Consider the following 21,181-nt stretch of genomic DNA (forward strand, 5'->3'; position numbering starts at 1 on the left):
TCGCCCGACCTTCGCGCCGCTAGTTGAACCGGTTCGCGTAGACGTTCTGTACGAGGGCCATGCAGGCGCAGCACGTGAGCATGGCCGAGCCGCCGTAGCTCATGAACGGGAGTGGGATGCCAGCGACCGGCATCATGTTGAGCGTCATGCCGATGTTCTCGAAGATCATGAACGTGAACATCGCCAGCACACCCGCGCACACGAGGGTTCCGTAGAAGTCGCGTGCGAGCTGGGCTATTCGCCAGGTCCGCCACAGCACGATGCAAAAGAGGAGGATCAGGGTCCCGGCGCCGAGGAACCCGAACTCTTCTCCCACGGCCGTGAAGATGAAGTCGGTGTGCTGCTCGGGCACGAAGCCGAGGCGGGTCTGCGATCCGTTGAGGTACCCCTGCCCGTCCAGGCCGCCGGCTCCCAGCGCCGCGGTGGCTTGCTTCACGTTGTACGCAGAGCCCTGGGTCGCGTTCTGGGTGTCTTGGAACACGGCGAGTCGGTCGAGCTGATACTCCTGGAGGACGCCCACCTCGATCACCGCATAGATGGAGGTGATCGACAGCAGCCCGAGGATCAAGAGGTACCGACCCCGGACACCCGCGACCGCGAGCAGGCCGATGACGATCGCCATCAGGACCATGTTCGTCCCGAGGTCAGGCTGGAGCTGCACGAGCCCGAGCGGTACCAGCGCCAGCGTGATGATGACGGTCAACCGCCAGGGATCGATGTCACCGCGGTGCTCGTTCACGTAGCCGGCCAGCGCGACGATGAGCCCGAACTTGGCGAACTCCGCAGGCTGCAGCTGGAAGTTGAACGGGAGCTCGTACCACGACGTCGCACCACCCGCCGCCGATCCGATCGGCGTGAGCACGAAGAAGAGTGCCGCGACCGTCAGCACGTACGCGAGCATCGAGAAGTCGCGGAACTTCCGGTAGTCGATGCGCAGCAGCCACACGAACACGCCGATGCCGAGCATCAGCGCCACGGCCTGGCGGGTCACGAAGTAGTACTGGTCGTCGACCCGGTTGCGGCTCGCCGAGTACACCATGAGCAGCCCGAAGATCGCGATCAGCGCGCACGCGACGAGCAGGATCCAGTCGAGACGCCCGGCCAGCTCGGAGTCGGCGAGTGCGCGCCCGGAGCGGTCGGTACCTAGGCCGGCGGCACGCATCGTGCGCCGGTGGTGCCGCTGACGCTCGAGGTGGACGTGCGCCATCTAGCGGTCGCCTCCCGGGTTCTTCGGCGGGATGAGTCGGACCTCGGGTGGATCCTTCTCGCCGGCCAGCGCCTGGATGATTCGCTTGGTGATCGGCGCGGCCACCGAGCCGCCGTTGCCACCCTCCTCGACGAACACGACCACGACGTATTGCGGGAAGTCGGCGGGGTCCGCCCCCTCCGGCGGGTCGGGGTTGACGATGCCGACGAACACCGAGGTGTCCTGCCTGCCGAACACCTCGGCGGTGCCGGTCTTGCCGGCCGCCTGCCACCCCGCGGGCAACGAGATCCCCGAGAAGGCTGGCGCCGCCGTTCCGATGCCGATGACCGCGTTCTTCAGCCCGTTCATGACCAGCTGGCGGACCTCGGGATCGAGGTTGATGTCGCCGAGCTCTTGCGGGGGCAGCTCGCGCAGGATCGACGCCCGGCCCGGAGTGAGGATGCTCTGCGCGAGCCGCGGTTGATAGAGCTTGCCGCCGTTCACGAAGGCCGCATACCCCGCGGCGAGCTGGAGCGGCGTCACGAGCAAGTCGCCCTGGCCGACCGCCAGCGCCGCGCTGTCACCCGGCAGCCACACCCTCGTCGACCCGTCGGAGTTGTTCTTGTTGATGCGGGCCTTGTACCTCTGGTTCGGGATGCGGCCGACGTGTTCGTCGGGGAGACCGATGCCGGTCTTGGTGCCGAAGCCGAAGCGCCGCGCGAGGCGCTGGACCGAATACCCCGTGGCACGATTGCCCTTCTCGAACGCGCGGAAGAAGCGGAAACCCATCGTGTAGAAGTAGACGTCGCTCGAGATCTGGATTGCCGACTCGAGCTTCACGGCGCCGTGGCGCTCTTTGCCCGCGTTCTTGAAAATCTGCTCGTTCGGCGGAACGCCGAACTTGATCTCGCCCTTGTCTTGGATGACTTCCTCGGGATCGATCACACCGGTCTCGAGCCCGGCGAGCGCGGTGAAGAGCTTCCACGTGGATCCAGGTGCGTACTGACCCTGGATGGCCCGGTTGAGCAGCGGGTAGTTGCTCTTCGGATCGTTCAGTGCTTGGTACTTCTCGATGGGGATGCCGTCGGTGAACTCCTGCACGTCGAACGTGGGTGCGGACGCGAGCGCGATGACCGAACCGTCGCTCGCATCCAGCACGACCGCGGCGCCACCCTTCGCGCTGTACGTCTTGAATCGGTCCTTGATCGTCGGGTCGCGAAGACCACTGGCCTTGCGCATTCCTTGCGCGAGTGATTCTTCGGCGACGCGCTGTACGTCGATGTCGAGCGTGAGTTGCACGTCATTGCCGGCATCGGCGGCGTCGTCGCGCAGAACCTGAACGAGGCGACCGCGGCTGTCGACCTCGAGCTTGCGCGCCCGGGGTTTTCCGCGGAGCTCGGTCTCGAAGACTTGCTCGACACCCACCTTCCCGATCACGTCGTCGGGCCCGTATCCCTCTCCTTCGTGCAGCTTCTGCTCGTCCTTGTTCACGGCCCCCACGTAGCCGAGAAGGTGCGAAGCCGGCGACGTGTCCTTGAACACCGAGGGATAGATGAGAGCGATCTCCTTGAAGAGCGGGTACTCGCGGACGCTGCGGCGGACCGCGTCCACCTTCGGGAACATCTCGGGGCGTTCCTTGATGTAGACGAGCGTCTTGTACGCCACGTCGTTCTGGATCGGGACCGGCTGGTACGGCGAGTATCGGACACTGTCGAGGCGCTTGTTGATGTACTTCTTGGTGACCCCGAGCGCCTTGGCCAGGTTCGGCACCATGCGCTTGCGCTCTGCGTCGGTGATCCCGCGCCGTACCTGGATCGTGTTCACGAGGCTGCTCACGACGAGGACCCGGCCGTTGCGGTCGAGGATGCTCCCCCGGACGGCCGTCTCGTGGATGATGCGCACCCGGTTCGCCTCGGTCTGCGCGGCATAGCTCGTGGACGATGCGACCTGGAGGAACCACAGGCGCGCGAAGAGCCCAGCGAACAAGGCCATGACGATGATGCCGATGATGCCGAGGCGGACTCGGCTCTTGGCTTCTGTCACCTCATCCCCGCTCTCGGTGCTGTGCACCAGGCCGCTCGGGCCCCGGCTCCCTGCGGGCCGGCTTACCCGGCCCGCAGCCGGTCGCCTTCGGCGCACGTGAGGTCATGGGACGCGACGAGGCTACCCCTTGAGGATCGGCACGCCCGGGCGGACTTCCTGGTGATTTCCTGTGAGATCACGCACCACCTGCCCCGCTACCAACACGTACCGCACGCCTTCCGATTCGACGCCGGGATTCTCGACGGTCGAACGATCGGCCAGCGTGGCCGGATCGAAGATCGTGAGGTCGGCGTCGGCGCCGATCTGGAGTCGCCCCTTCTTGCGCATCGCCGGAGCACCTGCCTCGGTGAGGCGCGCCGGGAGGATCGTGGCCTTCGCGAGCGCGGACTTCAGGTCGATCACCTCGAGCTCGCGCGTGTACCGGCCGATCGCGCGCGCGAAGCACCCCGTCGATCGCGGGTGGTTACGGTCGCCTGGCTCGAGGATGGAGTCACTCCCGAGCATCACGAAGTCGCTTTGGAGCGCGAGGCGCACATCGGACTCGGGGATCGCGTACGCGGCCGTGAGCTCGTTCTCGCGCTGGTGACTCGCGAAGGTCGACGCCGTGAGCCGCTCGCCGGTGCCGACGATCACGAGATCCTCGTACGAGATGTGGAAGCGCTCTTGCCAACCGTCGTTGAACCGGGCCGAAGCCAGGTAGGTGGCCCAGAAGTCATACGGGTACGTGCACGCGGTGACCTCGATGCCCGCGGCGCGGGCCTCTTCGAGCGTCGCGAGTGATTGCTCCATCGTGTAGGTGCCGCCGGTGCTGATGATGTGCTCGACGTGCACGCGGGCACCGGTCTCGGTCGCGACGCGCAGGATTTCGGCGAGGGTCTCTGCGTTCGTCCCGGGTGAAACGTCGTCCGAATAGCGCCCGTGAAACGTGCACGGCACGTCGTGCTGCTTGGCGACTTCGGCGAGCGCCTTGATCTCGTCGAACGCGACACCGGGCGAGTACTCGGGCTCGAAGTCGACCGCGATGTAGCCGTTGTTCAGGTCCTCGTCGCACATCGCGACGAGCTGATCGATCTGGGTCGACGTCGCCGCATCGTCGATGCTCATGCCCAACGCGACGCTGCGCGTCCAATAGTTGCTGAACGCTCCGCCGTAGTTCGTCGGAGGTCGATCCGCTTCGGAGCCCCACCTCGCGAAGAAGTCCGCCGCGCGCGCCTGGAGGCCATGGAGACCGAGGTTGGTCGTGACGCCGTCGGCGATCTTGTACCAGATGCCATACGAGTTGGGCTCGTAGCTGAGGATGTCGATCCAGCCCGGCGACACGACGAGTCCCGCTGCGTCGATCGTCGCCACACCGGTAAGGCTCGACTCCGAGATCGCCAGCACGGTGCCGTCGTCGATACCGACGTCGGCCACGTAGTCGTAACCAGACTCCGGGTCAATGACCCGCCCGCCACGAACCACGAGCTCGAACGTGTGGCTGGCCTCGGTCGGTATCCTCGTCACACCCGGTATCGACCGAACCCCGCGACGGTTCTTTCCTCCACCGCCGCCGAACGCGCCGACCGCGGCCGCCAGCCCACCGACGACGGTCACCGCTCCTCCTGCCACGAAGGCGCGACGCGTCATGTACGTACGGTGCATTCGCCGGCGCGCCTCGTCGCGCGCTCGACGAGTCGTCGCGTCCGGCACCGGCCGGCGCGGATGCCTGCCCGCGCTCTGCGGACCCTGTCCCGGCGGGACTCCGCCCGGCGGTGGGCCGGTCATGTCCTCATCGCCAGCCCCTGGCGCGGTCGGGATCGTGGTTCGCCCAACGCGCGAAGACAAACACGAGTGGCGCCACGAGGCCGTCGTAGAGCGCGGCGACGATCACGATGCGCACCTGTGTCAGGGTGAAGAAGTCGTCAGAGCCCGCGATCCCTCCAACCACGAGAAAGATCGTCCCACCCACGAGGCCGCCCGCGATCGCGAGCAGCGGGGAGATGCCGCGCACTTCCCGCACGAGACCACCCTGGAACACTCCGAAGAGGTAGCCCGTCAACGCGAAGGAGAGCGCGGAGAGGCCGACCGGTGTGCCCGACAAGAGCATGTCGATGGCCAGACCGCTCGTGAATCCGAAAATCGCGCCGGTCTGCGGTCCCTCCTCATACGCGACCGCCACCGTCGCGATGAGGCAGAGGCTGGGGATCGCGTCGAAGATCCGCATGTGCCTGAACACGGTGTTCTCGAGCACCACGAGTGTGATGACGAGCAGGACCAGTCGAACTCGGCGTAGAACCACGCGTGCTCAGCTGGTCTTGGTCTTGGGTTCGGGCCAGCGCAGCACCTTGACGTAGGTGAGGTCGTCGAGGTCGACGACCGGTCGGATCTTGATCGTCGCCTCGAGGTCCGTCGTCGCCCTGGTGTAGGACTCGATGATGCCGACGGCGATGTCGGGCGGGAAGGCGGCATCGTCGGTGGATGCAGTGAAGACGAACTCGCCCTCGGCGATGCACGTGTCTGGCGAAGAGCTCTCGGTGCACTTCGGCAACGGTGCACCCGTGGGCTCGAAGATCTCGAGGAACTTGAGCAAGACCTCGCGCTCCCCGGTATGGGCCTCGGTGAGGCCGCGCACGTCAGTGTTCTCGAGCCGCACGCCAACACCGATCTCGGGCGAGTCGACGAGCGTGACCGTGGCCAAAGTGCGTGACACCCTGGTGACGCGGCCGACGAGTCCGTTTCCCGCCACCACCGGTTGCCCGACGAACACGCCCGAGCTCGTGCCTTTGTTGATCTCGACCGTGCGCTCGAAGTTGCCGGCCGCTGAACCCACCACACGAGCAGCAATGCCGGTCGCGTCCTCAGCGGTCGGGAGGTCGAGAAGCCGCTCGAGCTCGCCGACCTTCCCGCCCACCGCCCGATCTCGCGAGATCTGCCCTTCGAGCTTGGTAACTCGTCGTCTCAGCTCGGCGTTCTCGTCGCGGAGGCTGCCGTAGTCGGTCAGGCCACCAGCCAGGTCACGCACGGGCGAGAACACGTCCTCGACCACGCTGCGCACTGGAGCGCTCGCGTCACGCACGCCGGTGCGGACCGAGTCGATGACCCCGTTGCCTCGCGAGTCGAGGGTGACGAGCAACAACGAGCTGATGACGATCGCGAGCAGGACCGAGCGATGACGACCCTCTCGCCGATAGACGACCATGAGCGCTCAGCCCTTCCCGCTCTCGACACCGCGCGGGCGGTCAGTCGTCGGGTCCGCTGATCAGCACCTGCCGGAGCACATCGAACTGCTCGAGACACTGGCCCGAGCCGAGCACGACGGTGTAGAGAGGATTCTTCGCCCGTCGGCACGGCATGCCCGTCTCCGCCTCGATCGCGGTCTCCAGGCCGAGCAAGAGGGACCCACCACCCGCGAGCATGATGCCGCGCTCCATCACGTCGGCCGCGAGCTCCGGCGGCGTCTTGTCGAGCGTGACCTTGATGGCGTCGATGACCGCCGCCACCGGCTCCTCGATGGCTTCACGGATCTCTTGCGTCGTGACGGTGACGGTCCGCGGGAGTCCGGTGACGAGGTCGCGTCCGCGGACCTCGGCGTAGAACTCCTCCTCGAGTGGATATGCGCTTGCGATCTTGAGCTTGACCTCTTCTGCGGTGCGCTCGCCGAGGGAGAGCGAGTACTCACGCTTCATGAACGACATGATCGCTTCGTCGAACTCGTCGCCACCGACACGGCTCGACTCGGCCGACACGATGCCGCCCATCGAGATCACAGCGACCTCGGTCGTCCCTCCACCGATGTCCACGATCATGTTGCCTGCCGGCTCGTGGATGGGGAGCCCCGCACCGATCGCCGCCGCCATCGGCTCTTCGATCACCATCACGGGCTTGCGGGCGCCGGCGTACTCGGCTGCCTCCTGCACCGCGCGTCGCTCGACACCCGTGATCCCCGACGGGATGCAGATGACCATTCGGGGCTTGGCCCACCGGTTGCGCTGATGCACCCGCTGGATGAAGTAGCGGAGCATCTTCTCGCAGATGTCGAAGTCGGCGATGACGCCGTCCTTCAACGGGCGGATCGACTGGATGTGGCTCGGGGTCCGACCCAGCATCCGCTTCGCCTCGGAACCCACGGCGAGGATGTCGCCCGTGCGGCTGTTGATCGTGACGATCGACGGCTCGTTGAGCACGACGCCCTGGCCGCGGACGTAGACCACCGTGTTGGCGGTGCCCAGGTCGACGGCCATGTCGCGGCCGATGACATTGGAGTACCAGGACGCGCTCATAGAGGGAGAAGCCGGCTGACGGTGACCACGGGACCGTAAGGCTATGTCCTCAGGAGAGGAGTATCCAGCCGACTCTCGGGGCTGTGCGGGCGGCGCCACCGGTCAATTCTCCCAGTGAACATGCCGCTTCTCGCGGCAATCGGCTTAGAGATCCGGGAAGAACCGCGCGATCTCGCGTTCTGCGGATTCGGGGCCATCGGAGCCGTGGACGAGGTTCTCGCCGGTCACGAGCGCCAGGTCGCCACGGATGGTGCCCGGTGCCGCTTCCCGCGGGTTGGTCGCACCCATGAGGCCGCGGACCACCTTCCAGGTGTCGGGTCCGCCCTCCACCACCATCGCAACCAAAGGGCCCCGGGTGATGAAGGCGACGAGCTCGCCGAAGAACGGCTTCTCGCGGTGCTCCTCGTAGTGCTGACCCGCGAAATCGGCGTCGATCGTGCGCAGCTCCATCGCGACCACGCGCAGGGCCTTGCGCTCGATGCGGCTGACGATCTCGCCGACGAGTCGTCGCTCGACGGCGTCGGGCTTGCAGAGGACCAGCGTGCGTTCGCTCATGATCTCCGCTCTCGGCCCTACGGGCCGGGCCGCTCGGGTCCCGGCTCGTTGCGGCGCAGGGTACCTGCGCCGCGCACACTCGCCTCGGACTTTGGCAACCTATCGCCCTTGATGCCGGCGGCGAGCGCCGACCGCGCCGCCCCGACGACGTAGAGCGAGCCGGTCACGACCACCTGCGCGTCGGCATCGGTGACTTCGAGGGCGCGGGTGAGGGCATCGGCCACCGCGTCGACCACCTCGATGCGGGCCCGCTCGAGACCGAGCTCCATCGCCGCGGCCGCGAGCTCCTCCGGCGGCCGTGAGCGTGGGCTCGGCGCCCGGCAGCAGATCACAAGCGCGGCCTGCTGGACGCCCAGCGCCTCGAGCATCTCTCGGGGGTCCTTCTCACGCAGGAGGCCGATCACCAGCGTGCGCGGCGTCGACGGAAATCCCTCGGCCAACGCGGCAGCGAGGGCGTGCGCCCCAGCCAGGTTGTGCGCGCCATCGAGGAGGACGAGTGGCTGGTGTCCGACGACTTCGAGCCGTCCTGGCGATGTGATGCGGCCGAGCACCTCACCGACGACCGCACCGTCGAGGGCGCGGCCGAGGAACGACTCGACTGCTGTCAGTGCGGCGACCGCGTTGTCGGCTTGGTGCGCCCCATGGAGCGAGAGGAACACATCGTCGTAACGCGAGCCCGGCGTGTACATGCTCACGAGTCGACCGCCGTGCGCAAGCTCGTTCACCGTGACGCCGAAGTCACGGTCGCGCAGGAACATCTCTTCGGCACCGCGGTCCTCGAACAGCGGGCGCAGGTTGGGATCGGGCTCTCCCAGGACGAGCGTCGAGCCCGGCTTCACGATCCCGGCCTTGTCGGTGGCGATGTCGGCACGAGTCGGCCCGAGGTACTCGACGTGGTCGATGCTCACGTTCGTCACGACCGCGACGCGTCCCTCGGCGACGTTGGTGGCGTCCCACGTTCCACCCAGGCCGACCTCCACGACCGCGGCCTCGACGGCAACATCGGCGAAGAACCGGAACGCCAGCGCGGTGAGGATCTCGAAGTAGCTCGGCACCGCCGAGAGATGGGGTTCGACCTCGGCGATCAGAGTGAGCAGCTCACTGAGTGTGGTGTCATCGATCGCTTCGCCGTTCCAAGTGATGCGCTCGTTGACGCGTTCGAGGTGCGGGCTCGTCGTCGCGCCCACGGACAGCCCCTGTTCAGCGAGGAGGGCGGTCGCTATGCGCGCCGCCGAGGTCTTGCCGTTCGTACCCGTGAGGTGGATCACCGGGTACTCCAGCTGCGGCGACCCGAGCAGCGTGCTGAGCTCGATCATCCGGTCCAATGTGGGATGCGCAGCGCGGCGCGTGAGGCCAACTGGCACGCCGATCGACTCGAGGTTGACGTGCGCGTCCAGCCACGCGAGGGCCTCGCCGGGTTTCACGTCAGGGGGCGTCGGGCTCGGCGAGCTCCACTTCGACCGAGAAGGCCGTTGCCTCGACGAGGTCGATGTCTCGAGCTCGCGACGCCTCGCGCACGTCATCGAGCGCGAGTTGCAGCGCTGCGAGCCGCGCAGTCGTGTCGCTAACGACGATTCGCAGCGCTTCGGTACGGAGCGATCGCTGCGCCGTCGTCTTGGCCTTTCGCACCTCACCGAGAACCTCGGCGGCGACCGCGAACACCAGGGGGTCGCCGCCGCCCGCCGCCCCGCGGAGGGGCGCCGGGTCTGGCCAGCCGGCGCGGTGCACGGACCCCTCCCGCCACCACGACCACACCTCCTCGGTCACGAACGGAAGGTGTGGCGCGAAGAGCCGAATCAGGGTGTCGAGCACGAGTTGGAGCGCGCTGCGAGCTGATTCCGCACCGCTGTCCCCGTAGGCCCGCTGCTTGACCAACTCGACGTAGTCGTCGCAGAACGACCAGAAGAAACGCTCGGTCCGCTCGAGCGCGCGTGCATAGTCATAGGTGTCGAACGCGCGGGTCGTCTCCTCGACGAGATCGGCGAGGTCCGCCAGCAGCGCACGATCGACGGGTGCGTTCGCGCTGCTCGCGTCACGCGCTTCACCCATCACGCCAAGCGCGAACTTCGACGCGTTCAGGATCTTGATCGCCAGTCGGCGTCCGACCTTCATCTGGCCGTAGTCGACCGCGGTATCGACGCCCGGGCGGCCATTCAACGCCCAGTACCGGAGCGCGTCCGGCCCGTACTCGTCCACAAGAGGCATCGGCGTGACGACATTGCCGAACGACTTCGACATCTTCTTCCGGTCGGGGTCGAGGACCCAGCCGTTGATCGCGGTGTCGCGCCACGGCAGCGTGCCATGCTCGAAGTGAGATCGCACCACGGTCGCGAACAGCCACGTGCGGATGATCTCGGGGCCCTGCGGACGCAGATCCATCGGAAAGGTGCGGCTGAACAGGTCGGTGTCGCCTTCCCACTCGCACGCGATCTGTGGCGTGAGCGACGAGGTGGCCCACGTGTCCATGATGTCGGAATCGCCGATGAAGCCGCCGGGCTTCGCGCGTTGATCGGCTTCATAGCCAGCCGGCACGTCGCTCGACGGGTCGACGGGTAGCACGTCCTCGGCGGGAAGCAACGGGTCGGCGTAGTCGGCACTCCCGTCGTCGTCGACTCGATACCAGACGGGGAAAGGCACCCCGAAGAACCGCTGCCGGCTGATCAACCAGTCGCCGTTGAGCCCCTCGACCCAAGTCTCGTAGCGGGTTCGCATGTGCGGTGGATGCCACTCGAGGTCGCGACCGCGCGCGAGCAACTGGTCGCGCAGCTGTTCAACGCGCGCGCCGTTGCGGATGTACCACTGCCGCGTGGTGACGATCTCGAGCGGGCGATCGCCCTTCTCGTAGTACTTCACCTCATGGGTGATCTCACGCGGCTCACCGATGAGTTCACCCGACTCGACGAGCAACTCAACGATGCGCTTCTGCGCCTGCTTGATGGTCTTGCCTGCGAGCTCGGCGTAGGCCGCCTGGGGCCCGGGGCCAACGATCACGTCAGGTGGGATGTCCTTGATGCGCCCGTCCCAGTCGACGATCGCTCGCGCCGGCAGGTCGAGCTCGCGCCACCAGACCACGTCGGTGGTGTCCCCGAACGTGCAGATCATCGCGATCCCCGAACCCTTCTCAGGATCCGCGAGCTGATGCGGCAGGACCGGGACCTCGACATCGAAGAGGGGTGTGTGGACAGTGGTCCCGAACAGCGGCTTGTACCGGTCGTCGTCGGGATGTGCCACGAGCGCAACGCATGCCGGGATGAGCTCCGGTCGCGTTGTCTCGATGATGACGGGGTCTGTCCCCTCGCGGTGGAACTTGACGGCGTGGTACGCGCCCGCCGTCGGGCGGTCCTCGAGCTCGGCCTGCGCGACGGCGGTGCGGAAGTCGATGTCCCAGAGCGTCGGCGACTCAGCCGCGTACGCTTCGCCACGCCTCAGGTTGCGCAGGAAGGCGCGTTGTGAGACGCGCCGTGCGGCGGTTCCGACGGTTGTGTACGTCAGCTTCCAGTCGACGGAGAGACCGAGCTTGCGCCACAGCTCTTCGAACTTCTGCTCGTCTTCCACGACAAGTCGTCCGCACAACTCGACGAAGTTGGGACGGGAGATCGCGACCGCTTGCTTGGGAGGCTTCGCGGGCGGCTCGAACGACGGGTCGTACGGGAGGGACGGGTCGCAGCGCACCCCGAAGTAGTTCTGGACGCGGCGTTCCGTCGGCAAGCCGTTGTCGTCCCACCCCATTGGGTAGAACAGCTCGCGACCGGTCATGCGGCGGTAGCGCGCGTTGGCGTCGGTCTGCACATATCCGAACGCCGATCCCATGTGCAGCGAGCCGGAGACGGTCGGCGGCGGCGTGTCGATCGAGAAGATGTCCTCGCGCGACTTCGACCGGTCGAAGGCGTAGGTGCCGTCGGCCTCCCAGCGCGCCGACCACTTGTCTTCGAGCCCGTCGAGCGAAGGCTTCTCCGGCACGCCCATCAGGTCAGTCTACGAACTACGCCCTCGATCTTGACCTTGGTCTTGACCCTTTCGGAAAGCCCGGCGGCGGCGAAGCCTTGCCGCCTGGCACTAAGCCGAGCGGCGGTCGGGTGCGCTTGTGATGAGGGTGGGCGTCATGTGGTCGATCACGACAGCGCGGTCGATCACGCAACGGGCGACGTCGGACCGACTCGGGAGGTCGTACATCACCTCGAGAAGCACCTCTTCGAGGATCGCCCGCAGACCGCGAGCGCCGGTGCCGCGCTTGAGCGCCTCTTCGGCGACGGCCTCGAGCGCGTCGTCGGTGAGCACGAGGTCGACCTCGTCGAACCGGAAGAATTTCTGGTACTGCTTGAGCAGCGCGTTCTTGGGTTGAACCAGGATGCGCATGAGCGCGTCCTGGTCGAGGTTGTGCACCGCACCGACAACCGGCAAGCGGCCCACGAACTCGGGGATCAACCCGAACTTCAGCAAGTCTTCCGGCAGCACGCCGGCGAGCAGCGCGCCGAGATCCTTCTCGTCGGCTTTGCGGATGTCGGCGCCGAAGCCCACGCCCTGGTTGCCGACGCGGCTCTCGATGATCTTGTCGATGCCCGCGAACGCCCCGCCGCACAGGAAGAGGATGTTCGTGGTGTCGATCTGGATGAACTCCTGGTGCGGGTGCTTGCGCCCGCCCTGGGGCGGCACCGATGCGGTCGTTCCTTCGAGGATCTTCAGCAACGCCTGCTGCACACCCTCGCCGGACACATCGCGCGTGATCGACGGGTTCTCGGCCTTGCGCGCGATCTTGTCGATCTCGTCGATGTAGATGATGCCGGTCTCGGCCTTCTTCACGTCGTAGTCGGCGGCCTGGATCAGCTTGAGCAGGATGTTCTCGACGTCTTCACCCACGTAGCCGGCTTCGGTGAGCGCGGTGGCGTCAGCGATGGCGAACGGTACTTTGAGCAGGCGGGCCAATGTCTGCGCGAGGAGTGTTTTGCCGCAGCCGGTAGGACCGATCAGCAAGATGTTGGACTTCTGGAGCTCGACGTCGGGATCGCCGTACGCGCCGGCCTGCACGCGCTTGTAGTGGTTGTAGACCGCGACCGAAAGGATCTTCTTGGCGTGGTCCTGACCGATGACGTAGTCGTTCAGGTATTCGTAGATCTCGCGCGGCTTCGGCAGCTCGTCGAAGCGGACCTCGGAACCCTGTGAGAGCTCCTCCTCGATGATCTCGTTGCAGAGATCGATGCACTCGTCGCAGATGTACACGCCAGGACCAGCGATGAGCTTCTTGACTTGCTTCTGGCTCTTGCCACAGAACGAGCACTTCAGCAGGTCGCCGCCGTCACCGAACTTCGCCACGCCGAGTCCCCCCTGCCTCGAAGGTCAGCTGACCCCGGCGGCCGCAGCAACGGACGCCAGCTCACGGTTGGAGATCACCTCGTCGATGATGCCGTACTCCTTGGCCTCCGGTGCGCTCATGATGAAGTCGCGGTCGGTGTCGTGACCGACCTTCTCCACCGTCTGGCCGGTGTGGTGCGCGAGCAGCCGGTCGAGCAGCTCTCGCATGCGCACGATCTCTTTGGCCTGGATCTCGATGTCGACCGCTTGGCCCGATGTACCGCCATGCGGCTGGTGGATGAGGATCCGCGCGTGCGGGAGCGCGTAGCGCTTGCCTGGCGCACCTGCGGCGAGCAGCACGGCCGCAGCCGACGCCGCTTGCCCCACGCAGATCGTCTGCACGTTTGGCTTGATGTACTGCATCGTGTCGTAGATCGCGAACAGCGCGGTGATCTCGCCACCCGGAGAGTTGACGTAGATCGAGATGTCCTTGTCGGGATCTTCGCTTTCGAGGTGCAGGAGCTGAGCGATGAGGAGGTTCGACACCGCATCATCAATCGGCGTGCCGAGGAAGATGATGCGTTCCTTGAGCAATCGCGAGTAGATGTCGAACGCGCGCTCGCCGCGGTTGGTCTGCTCGATGACGGTCGGAACGAGATAGTTCCTGATCGGCTCGCTCACTCGCTCGGCTCCTCTTGTACTGGTCGACTTCGCTGCGCGCTCCCGGCCGTCGGGCCAGCGCTCCGCTGCGTCTCTGCTGCCTGCTCGGATGGTGCGGACTCGCTCTCCTCATCCTCGATGGCCGAACCACCGGGGAGGCTCAGATCGACGGGGTTGCCGGAAACGTCCACGACCGTGGCGTGGTCGACCATGAATTGGAGGGCTTTGCCACGGGCGATGTCAGAGCGTACCGCCTCCAATGCGCCCCTTTGTTCGAACTCTTTGCGCACCTTCTGGGGCTTCTCCCCTGCCCGTTCGGCGAGGCTGGCAATCTCGGCGTCGACATCCTCGTCGGTGGCCTCGATGCCCTCCTGGGCGACGACCGCTCGGAGCGCGAGGTCGGCCCGGACCCCGAGGGTGGAGCCGGCCCGCAGGTCCTCGACGAACGTGTCCTGCTCCTGACCGGTGGCGGCCAGGTATTGGGCGATCGTCGCGCCCTGGTGCTCGAGGCGGCGCGCAAGGTCGTGGACGCGGCGTTCCATCTCACCGGCGATGAGCGCGTCGGGCAGCTCGTCGTCGACGAGCTGCGCCGCCGCCTCCAACACCTTGTCGCGCACGAGGAGCTGCGTCTGCACCTTGGCGTACACCTCGAGGCGTTGGCGCGCATCTTGCTTGAGCTCGTCGATCGTCTCGAACTCGCTGACCTCCGACACCCACTCGTCGGTGACCTCGGGCAACACCTTGCGCTTGCCTTCCTTCACAAGCACCTGGAACGTGACGTCCTCACCCGCGCGCTCACCGACTCCACTGGTCGGCGTCGTAGGCGACGCCTCCGCCACCGACCGTCCACGCCGCTCGGCGGCGAGTCGGTCAGGCAGCGAGTCGTTGAACTTGAGAATGTCGCCCGGCTTCTTCCCGCGAAGCTCGTCGTCGAGCTTGGGCACGAGGGCACCCGACCCGACCTCGTACAGGAAGTCGGTGGCGCTCAGCGCGTCAATCACCTCGTCGTGCACCGAGCCCTTGATGTCGATTTGCGCGTAGTCGCCGTCAGCGAGCGGGCCTGTCTTGTCCTCGAGGTCCGCGAAGCGGTCGCGCAGCATGTCTATCTGATTGTCGATGGCATTGTCGGGGACCTCGGGATCGGAAACCTCGATGCGCAGGTCGGCGTACCCGTCCACCCGGACGATCGGGCGCACCTCGACGACAGCGTCGAAGCGCACTTCGCCGTCGTCCTCTCCAGCGGTCACATCGATCTCGGGCGGGGCGATCACGTCGATGTCCTCGGTGGCGACAGCCTCTGCGTAGTACGCGGGCAGAGCGTCACGCAGTGCTTGCTCACGGGCCAAGCCGGTCCCCAGGCGCGCCTCGAGTAGCTCACGGGGCGCCTTGCCCGGCCGGAAGCCGGCGATCTTCACCTCGCTCGCGAGTTTCCGGAACGCCGCGTCGACGGCCTTCTCGAACTCGGCGGCAGGGATCGCGACGCTCAGACGAACCTTGTTGCCCTCGAGCGGCTCGACAGACGTCGTGAGGGTCGGCATAGGAGAGGAAGCGAGGTTACCCGGGCCGCTTGGGTGTTTCTTCGCACCGGCTTCGTGGTCAAGCGCAGGGTGCCGTCACCGCGGCGGGTGAGCCGAACCGCTCCTCGTTGGTGATGGGCAACGCCGGCGACGACGTGGTCGTGGTCGGGGCAACAGCCTCAGTGGAAATCGGCAGCGTCGTCGTGGTGGACACCGCTTGCTCCCCCGAACCCCCGCGCAGCATGTCGAGCACCGCCGGAGCGTTGACCTCGTCGGGGTAGAGCACCGACTGAGCGCCAGCGGAGCCGCTCCTGCCCGGGAGGGTTACGAACTGGACGCGGCTCGTATTGGTCGGGTCCACGTCGTTGAACACGTCGACGAGTGCGAGGAGGTCGTCCTTCGCGAGGTTGTCGTCGATCTTGAGGTTCTCCACGACCTGGTCGACCACGTCCAATGCGACGAGCGGGTTGCTCGCACTCTTCGCGACGGCAAGGCTCGCCAGGCGGCGCATGAAGTCCTGCTGGCGCTTGATGCGGGCGAGGTCAGCCGTTGCATCGCTCTCGAACCAGCCACCCTCGGAGAAGCTGTAGTACTTGATGCTGCGCGCCCGGGCGTAGGCCAGCGCCCCGGCCCCGTCCAGCAGGTGGCAGCCAGGGGTCGGGGCGAACAGGCCGGTGTCGTCATCGCGCGTCGGGTACGGGAAGTAGATCGGTACGTCGCCGATGGCGTCGACGATGCCCTGGAAGGTCTGGAAGTTGACCTCGATGTAGTGGTTGATCGCGATGTCGAAGTTCTGCTGCAACGTGCTGATGACCACATCGGGTCCGTTGTTGAACGCCGAGTTGATCTTGGACATGCACTTGCCGGCCTCGATCCTCGAACAATGGCTCTCGTCGAGGGCGACCCCGGGGATCTCGACCCAGAGGTCTCGTGGGAAGGAGACGACCACGGCCTGGTGCTTGCCCGGGTCGACATGGACGACCATCAGCGTGTCCGACCGCTCTCCGGCTGCCTCGCCCGAAGCATTGCCGAAGGCCTTCTCGTCGACGGGATCAGTGACGAAAGCGCGGGTGTCGGAGCCGATGAGCAGGTAGTTGGCGATCTCGGTGGTCGACTTCTGGGTGTTGACGTCGACCTTCTCGATCTCGGCGAACTTCGTGTCACCGATGTAGTTCACGAACACCACGGCGCCGATCATGATCACCGCGGCCATCACGAACGCGATGGCGTACCGACGCGCGAACGCGCCGATGAAAGACTCAAAGCCCGCCACGACGCCGAATCCTAGGCGGGAGCATGGCTCCCTCTCCGTTCGCGCCACATCGTGCGTTCTCTACAAAGGCGCGCGACGCGTTCGGCGTACGATTGGTGAAATCCGGGGAGTAGCGCAGCTCGATAGCTTGCACCCCTGGTTTGATGGATGGGAGCAGGAGGCCGACCTCTTGCCTACCCTTGTGACGCGCGGGGAGTAGCGCAGCTCGGTTAGCGCACCTGCTTTGGGAGCAGGAGGTCGGGGGTTCAAATCCCCCCTCCCCGACTCGGAGGCAATCCGCCTCCGCGCGGGTGTAGCTCAATGGCAGAGCTCCAGCCTTCCAAGCTGGCGACGCGAGTTCAATCCTCGTCACCCGCTCGAGCGTTTGGAACCATCGCTGCGGCGCATGCGGACGACCCACTGAGGAACGTGCAAACGCCGCGCTCGGCGCGGCACGACCGGATCCTCTTCGGTGAGCTCGTTCTGGACCACCTTGTGCTTGTCGGTGTACGTGGAGAGCAAGCCCTGGATCACAGCCGCGGCAGGTAGTGAAAGGACTGCACCCACGCCGCCGAAGAGCATCCCCCCGGCGAACACCGCACCGATCGTGATGGCGGGATGGATCTTGAGCGTGAAGCGGGCGATGCGAGGACCGAGCACGTAGTTCTCGAACTGGTTGTAGATGACCAGGAACCCCAGGACGGGCAAGGTGTCGCTCGGTGAATTCACGATCGTCACGAGCGCGGGCAGCACCATCGCGATGTACGTCCCGATCGTGGGAACGAACTGGGAGATGACGCCCACCCAGATCGCGAGTGCCACCGCCGATGGGACGTCGAGCAGGAACAGGAACAGCCACGTTGCCGCGGCAGACGCAATCGCCAAGAGCACCCGCGAGTACAGATAGGCGCCGGTCTTCTCCGACGCGAGCTCCCAGACCTCGAAAAAGAACTCCTGCCGAGCGCGCGGGAGTCGCGAGCAGATCGTTCGCCGGAGCTTCGGACCGTCGGCGGTGAGGAAGAACGCGAAGATGAACGTCGTCACAATCTGGAGCAAGGCCCCCGCGATGCCGAGCGCCAGGTCGGGCGCGCTGCCGGTGAGATCTCTGCCGAACCGCTGCACCGCTCCGTTCGGACTCTTCACCTCGCGGATGAGCTTCTTGGCATCGATCCCGAGACCAAAGTCGTCGTTCAGGAACCTCACGATGTTGCGCACATACCGCGGCGTGTCATTGACGATCGACGAGGTCTGATCGACGACGACCGATCCGAGCGCGGCAAGGAACGCGATGATCGCCGCCAGCACCACCAGCATGACCACGCCGGTCGCCACGCCTCGTCGCCAGCCGTGCTTCGCGAGCGCGTTGACTGGCGGCTCCATCGCCAGCGACAAGAACAGCGCGATCACGATCATGATGATCAGCGATTGCGTCTTGCCGATCACCCAGTACGCGACCAGGAGACCGACGACCCAGCCGAAGAAGAGCGCGATCGCGCGTCGGAGCCAGCGCGGTACCTCGTCGGCGGGGTCGACCTCCTCGACCATCAGGACCTCGGGTGCGATCTCCGGTACTTCGGGGACTGCGACGGCATGGTGGGCCTCTGTGGAGTCGTCCGATCCCCGCTTCCCTGCCACTGCTCCCCGTTCCGCTATCCGCTGATCGCGGCCAGCTGGCGCGCGAAGGCGTCGAGGGCAGCCTCGGCCACGTAACGGCCGCCGTCTCGACGGTCCGTGGCCCGCCGCATCGGCGCGTTGGTCGCGTTCGGCGCCGGCCCGGGGCCGCCCGCCGCGAGCGAACGCAGGTCGGCTGGCGTGAGGGGCGACGGGCGATTCGACACACGCCACCCGACCCCCAGCTCGCGATCGGCCGAGGCGAACCGCAGCCGAAGCGTGCCGTTCCCCACCGAGCTCTCGGACACGTTGGCCAGGCTGTCGGTGAACACCAGGGACGGGGGGCTCGTGAGCCCACCCGGAGACAGTGCGACGATGCGGCAGCGGGTGACGATGAGCGTCTCGACCTTCGCGGGACCGTCGGCGCCGGGGAGTGAAGCCTCGACACCGGTCGCAGTGAGCCACGCGGTCCGTCGTTGGTCGGGCATCGCGATCCACATGAGCCACGGCTCTGACGGATCTTCACCGTCGAATGCGGGGAGCTCCATGCCGCGCAGCAGCGCGGGGAGGTTGGCGCCGCGTCGTGAGGGTTTCTTCATGGCGTCGCGATACGCGCGGTCGACGTCGGGTGCGTCCTTTCGCCATCCGAGCAGTCCGAAGATCCGGCGCCACTCGTCGGCGTCGCGCACGGACAATCCCGGCGCAAGCGCGTCGAGCCGAGAGCCGCATTCATGGCAGAACGTCGCGCCTGGCGGTGGGTTGCTCGAGCACTGATAGCAATACGGTGGCCGCGCCGGCGGCACCCCTGGCGTGCCACACCGCGGGCAGAACTTCGCGTCGCCGACGTCGAAGCCGCACTCGTCGCACGTGGTCAGGAGCTCGGGTGTCGGTGACGGGCTGCCCATCAAGAACGTGTCGCTCAGCGTGCGCCCACCCCGGGCGACCCGGTCGGTCCACGCGCGACCATCGAACAGGCGATGGGGGTATCGACCGAACGGATCGCGCGCCCAGGCCGCTGGCAACGGCTCCCGCCGCATCTCCACCATCGGGCGAGCCTCCTGTCGACATCGTTCGGGCTGGGCGCCGGGCAACCGTGCCATTGGTGACCGTGGCCGCGCCAGCGCCGTGCCTGGCGCACCGACGACACTGTTGCCCACACGACTGGATGGGAGAACCTCGTGCTGCTCGATCGCTTCGACATGACCGGCCGCGTAGCGGTGATCACTGGTGCCGGGCGGGGCATCGGGGCCGGCTGTGCTCGCGCGCTGGCCGAGGCCGGTGCTGACGTCGCCATCGTCGCCCGCACGCAGGAACAGCTCGATGCCGTCGCTGACGACGTGAAGGCGCTGGGTCGCCAGGCGCTGGTGATGGCCGCCGACGTGAGCGACCTCGCCACCCTCGATCGCTTCGTGGAAACGACCATGGGTGAGTTCGGCCGCCTCGACGTGGTGGTCAACAACGCCGGGGGCTCCATGCCCACACCGCTGCTCGACACGTCGGTCAAGGCCTTCGAGCAGGCCTTCCACTTCAACGTGACCACGGCGTTCGCGCTCAGCAAGGCCGCGATCCCCCACATGCTGGCCGGCGAAGGCGGTTCGATCGTGAACATCTCGTCGGCGATGGGTCGGTTGCGCGATCGCGGGTTCGCCGCGTACGGCACGGCCAAGGCCGCGCTCGCGCACTTGACGCGACTCATGGCCATCGACTGCTCGCCGCGCATCCGCGTGAACGCGATCGCCGTGGGCTCGGTCGCGACGTCCGCCTTGGAAGTGGTGCTCACGCAGGACGCGATCCGCAAGGAGATGGTGGACAAGACGCCGATGAAGCGACTCGGCGAGGTCGACGACATCGCGCTCGGCGCGCTGTACCTCGCGTCCGACGCGTCGAGCTTCGTGACCGGCAAAGTGCTCGAGATCGATGGTGGCATCGAAGCCGCCAACCTTGATCTGCGACTGCCAGATCTTTGATGAAGCCGACTACCTCAGAGAGATGGGACCTCTCGAAACGCATCCGCCAACAGGACAAGGCGTTCTTGTCCGTTACGACTCGGCGTCACTCGCACAGTCACCGACCGACCGAACTGCTTGGGGTCGACGTAGTAGCACGCACGCGTGTCGGGGCAGTACACGCAGACGACATCGATGTCCTCTTTGTTCAGCGCCCGCACGTAGGTTCCCTTCGAGTCCGACCACGTGCTTCGGAACTGCACTTCGATTGTTCCGTTCGCCGAGAGAGCGCGGTACTTCACTTGCACTCGGACGAACATGCCGGCCCGGTAGCCGACGAGGTCGAACGGTGAGTGTTCAGTAAGTGCCACGAGAACGACAAACCCTTGGTCGGCAAGATCGCCGATCGCGTGTGCAACGCCGATGTCGCCCTTGTCCTTCGTGTGGTGAGATCCCATGAGCTCCAGAATACCCGTCTATCGCTATGCGCCAGCGTACTCTTGGCATGTCGCGCCTCCGTAGCTCAGTTGGACAGAGCAAGTCACTTCTAATGACGAGGTCGCAGGTTCGAATCCTGCCGGGGGCGCCAACCCGTGTGCTGCAGCTTCCACTGGTACTCGAACGATGCCCTTGATGCCGTCGAGGAGACTCGCGACGACGCGTCACCGTCGACCACCCGGAGAGCGGCGACGTTCGAGTCGTTCCGTGCACGGTGGTATGGCGTGCTCTCGTTGGTGCAGGAGTGCCGCTCGGCGCGACTTGCGGCTCAACAAGATCGGTTGGCGCGCTTGCGGAAGCACCCGGGGAAGGCGAACCGACCGCCGTGTAGCCTGGCTCGTCCGGATGGCGGTTGGTTGGTCTGA

General features: G+C 66.3%; 17 protein-coding genes and 3 tRNA genes. 4 read left to right on the plus strand and 16 right to left on the minus strand.

Annotated features, from left to right (window positions below; all coding sequences use genetic code 11):
- Positions 1 to 19: 19 nt before the first annotated feature.
- From rodA to WEE69_01580, 13 genes are all read right to left on the minus strand, one after another.
- Entirely contained in the window at positions 20 to 1,207 is a 1,188-nt protein-coding gene (gene rodA / locus WEE69_01520; GenBank protein ID MEX1143972.1) for a rod shape-determining protein RodA, read from the minus strand.
- Positions 1,208 to 3,229, minus strand: a complete 2,022-nt coding sequence (gene mrdA, locus WEE69_01525) for a penicillin-binding protein 2 (GenBank protein ID MEX1143973.1) — start codon at positions 3,227 to 3,229, stop codon at positions 1,208 to 1,210.
- A gap of 120 nt (positions 3,230 to 3,349) precedes the next feature.
- Positions 3,350 to 4,855 carry an amidohydrolase family protein gene (locus WEE69_01530; protein MEX1143974.1) on the minus strand — a complete coding sequence of 502 codons (1,506 nt, stop codon included), beginning with the start codon at positions 4,853 to 4,855 and terminating at the stop codon, positions 3,350 to 3,352.
- 142 nt (positions 4,856 to 4,997) lie between these two features.
- Complete coding sequence (mreD, locus tag WEE69_01535; GenBank protein MEX1143975.1) at positions 4,998 to 5,507, minus strand: rod shape-determining protein MreD; 510 nt, start codon at positions 5,505 to 5,507, stop codon at positions 4,998 to 5,000.
- Positions 5,508 to 5,513: 6 nt separating this feature from the next.
- The gene (gene mreC / locus WEE69_01540; GenBank protein ID MEX1143976.1) at positions 5,514 to 6,407 is read right to left on the minus strand and encodes a rod shape-determining protein MreC; all 894 of its coding nucleotides are present in this window, start codon (positions 6,405 to 6,407) and stop codon (positions 5,514 to 5,516) included.
- A 40-nt stretch (positions 6,408 to 6,447) separates the two neighbouring features.
- Entirely contained in the window at positions 6,448 to 7,488 is a 1,041-nt protein-coding gene (locus WEE69_01545) for a rod shape-determining protein (GenBank protein ID MEX1143977.1), read from the minus strand.
- 144 nt (positions 7,489 to 7,632) lie between these two features.
- Positions 7,633 to 8,046, minus strand: coding sequence for a nucleoside-diphosphate kinase (gene ndk / locus WEE69_01550; protein MEX1143978.1), 414 nt, complete (start codon positions 8,044 to 8,046; stop codon positions 7,633 to 7,635).
- 14 nt (positions 8,047 to 8,060) lie between these two features.
- Positions 8,061 to 9,467, minus strand: a complete 1,407-nt coding sequence (locus WEE69_01555; GenBank protein MEX1143979.1) for a Mur ligase family protein — start codon at positions 9,465 to 9,467, stop codon at positions 8,061 to 8,063.
- 1 nt (position 9,468) lies between these two features.
- The gene (valS, locus tag WEE69_01560) at positions 9,469 to 12,009 is read right to left on the minus strand and encodes a valine--tRNA ligase (protein MEX1143980.1); all 2,541 of its coding nucleotides are present in this window, start codon (positions 12,007 to 12,009) and stop codon (positions 9,469 to 9,471) included.
- Between the two features lie 90 nt (positions 12,010 to 12,099).
- The gene (gene clpX, locus WEE69_01565) at positions 12,100 to 13,353 is read right to left on the minus strand and encodes an ATP-dependent Clp protease ATP-binding subunit ClpX (GenBank protein MEX1143981.1); all 1,254 of its coding nucleotides are present in this window, start codon (positions 13,351 to 13,353) and stop codon (positions 12,100 to 12,102) included.
- Positions 13,354 to 13,377: 24 nt separating this feature from the next.
- Positions 13,378 to 14,013, minus strand: a complete 636-nt coding sequence (locus WEE69_01570) for an ATP-dependent Clp protease proteolytic subunit (GenBank protein MEX1143982.1) — start codon at positions 14,011 to 14,013, stop codon at positions 13,378 to 13,380.
- Complete coding sequence (gene tig / locus WEE69_01575; GenBank protein MEX1143983.1) at positions 14,010 to 15,530, minus strand: trigger factor; 1,521 nt, start codon at positions 15,528 to 15,530, stop codon at positions 14,010 to 14,012. Before tig ends, WEE69_01570 begins: the two co-directional genes overlap by 4 nt.
- A 58-nt stretch (positions 15,531 to 15,588) precedes the next feature.
- Positions 15,589 to 16,782, minus strand: coding sequence for an LCP family protein (locus tag WEE69_01580; GenBank protein ID MEX1143984.1), 1,194 nt, complete (start codon positions 16,780 to 16,782; stop codon positions 15,589 to 15,591).
- 189 nt (positions 16,783 to 16,971) lie between these two features.
- Here WEE69_01580 and WEE69_01585 point away from each other — a divergent pair.
- Together WEE69_01585 and WEE69_01590 are read left to right on the plus strand one after the other, a co-directional pair.
- Positions 16,972 to 17,046, plus strand: a tRNA-Pro gene (locus WEE69_01585).
- A 22-nt stretch (positions 17,047 to 17,068) separates the two neighbouring features.
- Positions 17,069 to 17,139: transfer RNA gene (locus WEE69_01590), tRNA-Gly, on the plus strand.
- On the opposite strand, the gene WEE69_01595 is transcribed toward WEE69_01590, so the two are convergent.
- Both WEE69_01595 and WEE69_01600 read right to left on the minus strand, forming a co-directional pair.
- The gene (locus tag WEE69_01595; GenBank protein MEX1143985.1) at positions 17,131 to 18,396 is read right to left on the minus strand and encodes an AI-2E family transporter; all 1,266 of its coding nucleotides are present in this window, start codon (positions 18,394 to 18,396) and stop codon (positions 17,131 to 17,133) included. The two genes, WEE69_01590 and WEE69_01595, sit on opposite strands and share 9 nt — an antisense overlap.
- 14 nt (positions 18,397 to 18,410) lie before the next feature.
- A complete protein-coding gene (locus tag WEE69_01600; protein MEX1143986.1) occupies positions 18,411 to 19,418 on the minus strand; it encodes a zinc ribbon domain-containing protein in 1,008 nt (335 codons plus the stop codon).
- A gap of 132 nt (positions 19,419 to 19,550) precedes the next feature.
- On the opposite strand from WEE69_01600, the gene WEE69_01605 reads away from it, so the two are divergent.
- Positions 19,551 to 20,339: an SDR family oxidoreductase gene (locus WEE69_01605; GenBank protein ID MEX1143987.1), complete on the plus strand. Its 789-nt coding sequence runs from the start codon at positions 19,551 to 19,553 to the stop codon at positions 20,337 to 20,339.
- A 14-nt stretch (positions 20,340 to 20,353) separates the two neighbouring features.
- On the opposite strand, the gene WEE69_01610 is transcribed toward WEE69_01605, so the two are convergent.
- Positions 20,354 to 20,776 (minus strand): group I intron-associated PD-(D/E)XK endonuclease, encoded by a 423-nt coding sequence (locus WEE69_01610; GenBank protein ID MEX1143988.1) that lies wholly within the window; start codon positions 20,774 to 20,776, stop codon positions 20,354 to 20,356.
- 54 nt (positions 20,777 to 20,830) lie between these two features.
- Between WEE69_01610 and WEE69_01615 the strand changes: the two genes are divergently transcribed.
- Positions 20,831 to 20,907, plus strand: a tRNA-Arg gene (locus WEE69_01615).
- Positions 20,908 to 21,181: the final 274 nt, after the last annotated feature.

The organism is Acidimicrobiia bacterium, assembly GCA_040881685.1.
GTDB lineage: Bacteria > Actinomycetota > Acidimicrobiia > IMCC26256 > PALSA-555 > SHVJ01.

What these genes read in the sequence shown, in the direction of transcription:
- tig (MEX1143983.1), bottom strand. Translation starts at nt 15,530, where the DNA reads ATGCCGACCCTCACGACGTCTGTCGAGCCGCTCGAGGGCAACAAGGTT.
- valS (MEX1143980.1), bottom strand. Translation starts at nt 12,009, where the DNA reads ATGGGCGTGCCGGAGAAGCCTTCGCTCGACGGGCTCGAAGACAAGTGG.
- mreC (MEX1143976.1), bottom strand. Translation starts at nt 6,407, where the DNA reads ATGGTCGTCTATCGGCGAGAGGGTCGTCATCGCTCGGTCCTGCTCGCG.
- rodA (MEX1143972.1), bottom strand. Translation starts at nt 1,207, where the DNA reads ATGGCGCACGTCCACCTCGAGCGTCAGCGGCACCACCGGCGCACGATG.
- WEE69_01530 (MEX1143974.1), bottom strand. Translation starts at nt 4,855, where the DNA reads ATGACGCGTCGCGCCTTCGTGGCAGGAGGAGCGGTGACCGTCGTCGGT.
- WEE69_01545 (MEX1143977.1), bottom strand. Translation starts at nt 7,488, where the DNA reads ATGAGCGCGTCCTGGTACTCCAATGTCATCGGCCGCGACATGGCCGTC.
- WEE69_01600 (MEX1143986.1), bottom strand. Translation starts at nt 19,418, where the DNA reads ATGGTGGAGATGCGGCGGGAGCCGTTGCCAGCGGCCTGGGCGCGCGAT.
- WEE69_01610 (MEX1143988.1), bottom strand. Translation starts at nt 20,776, where the DNA reads ATGGGATCTCACCACACGAAGGACAAGGGCGACATCGGCGTTGCACAC.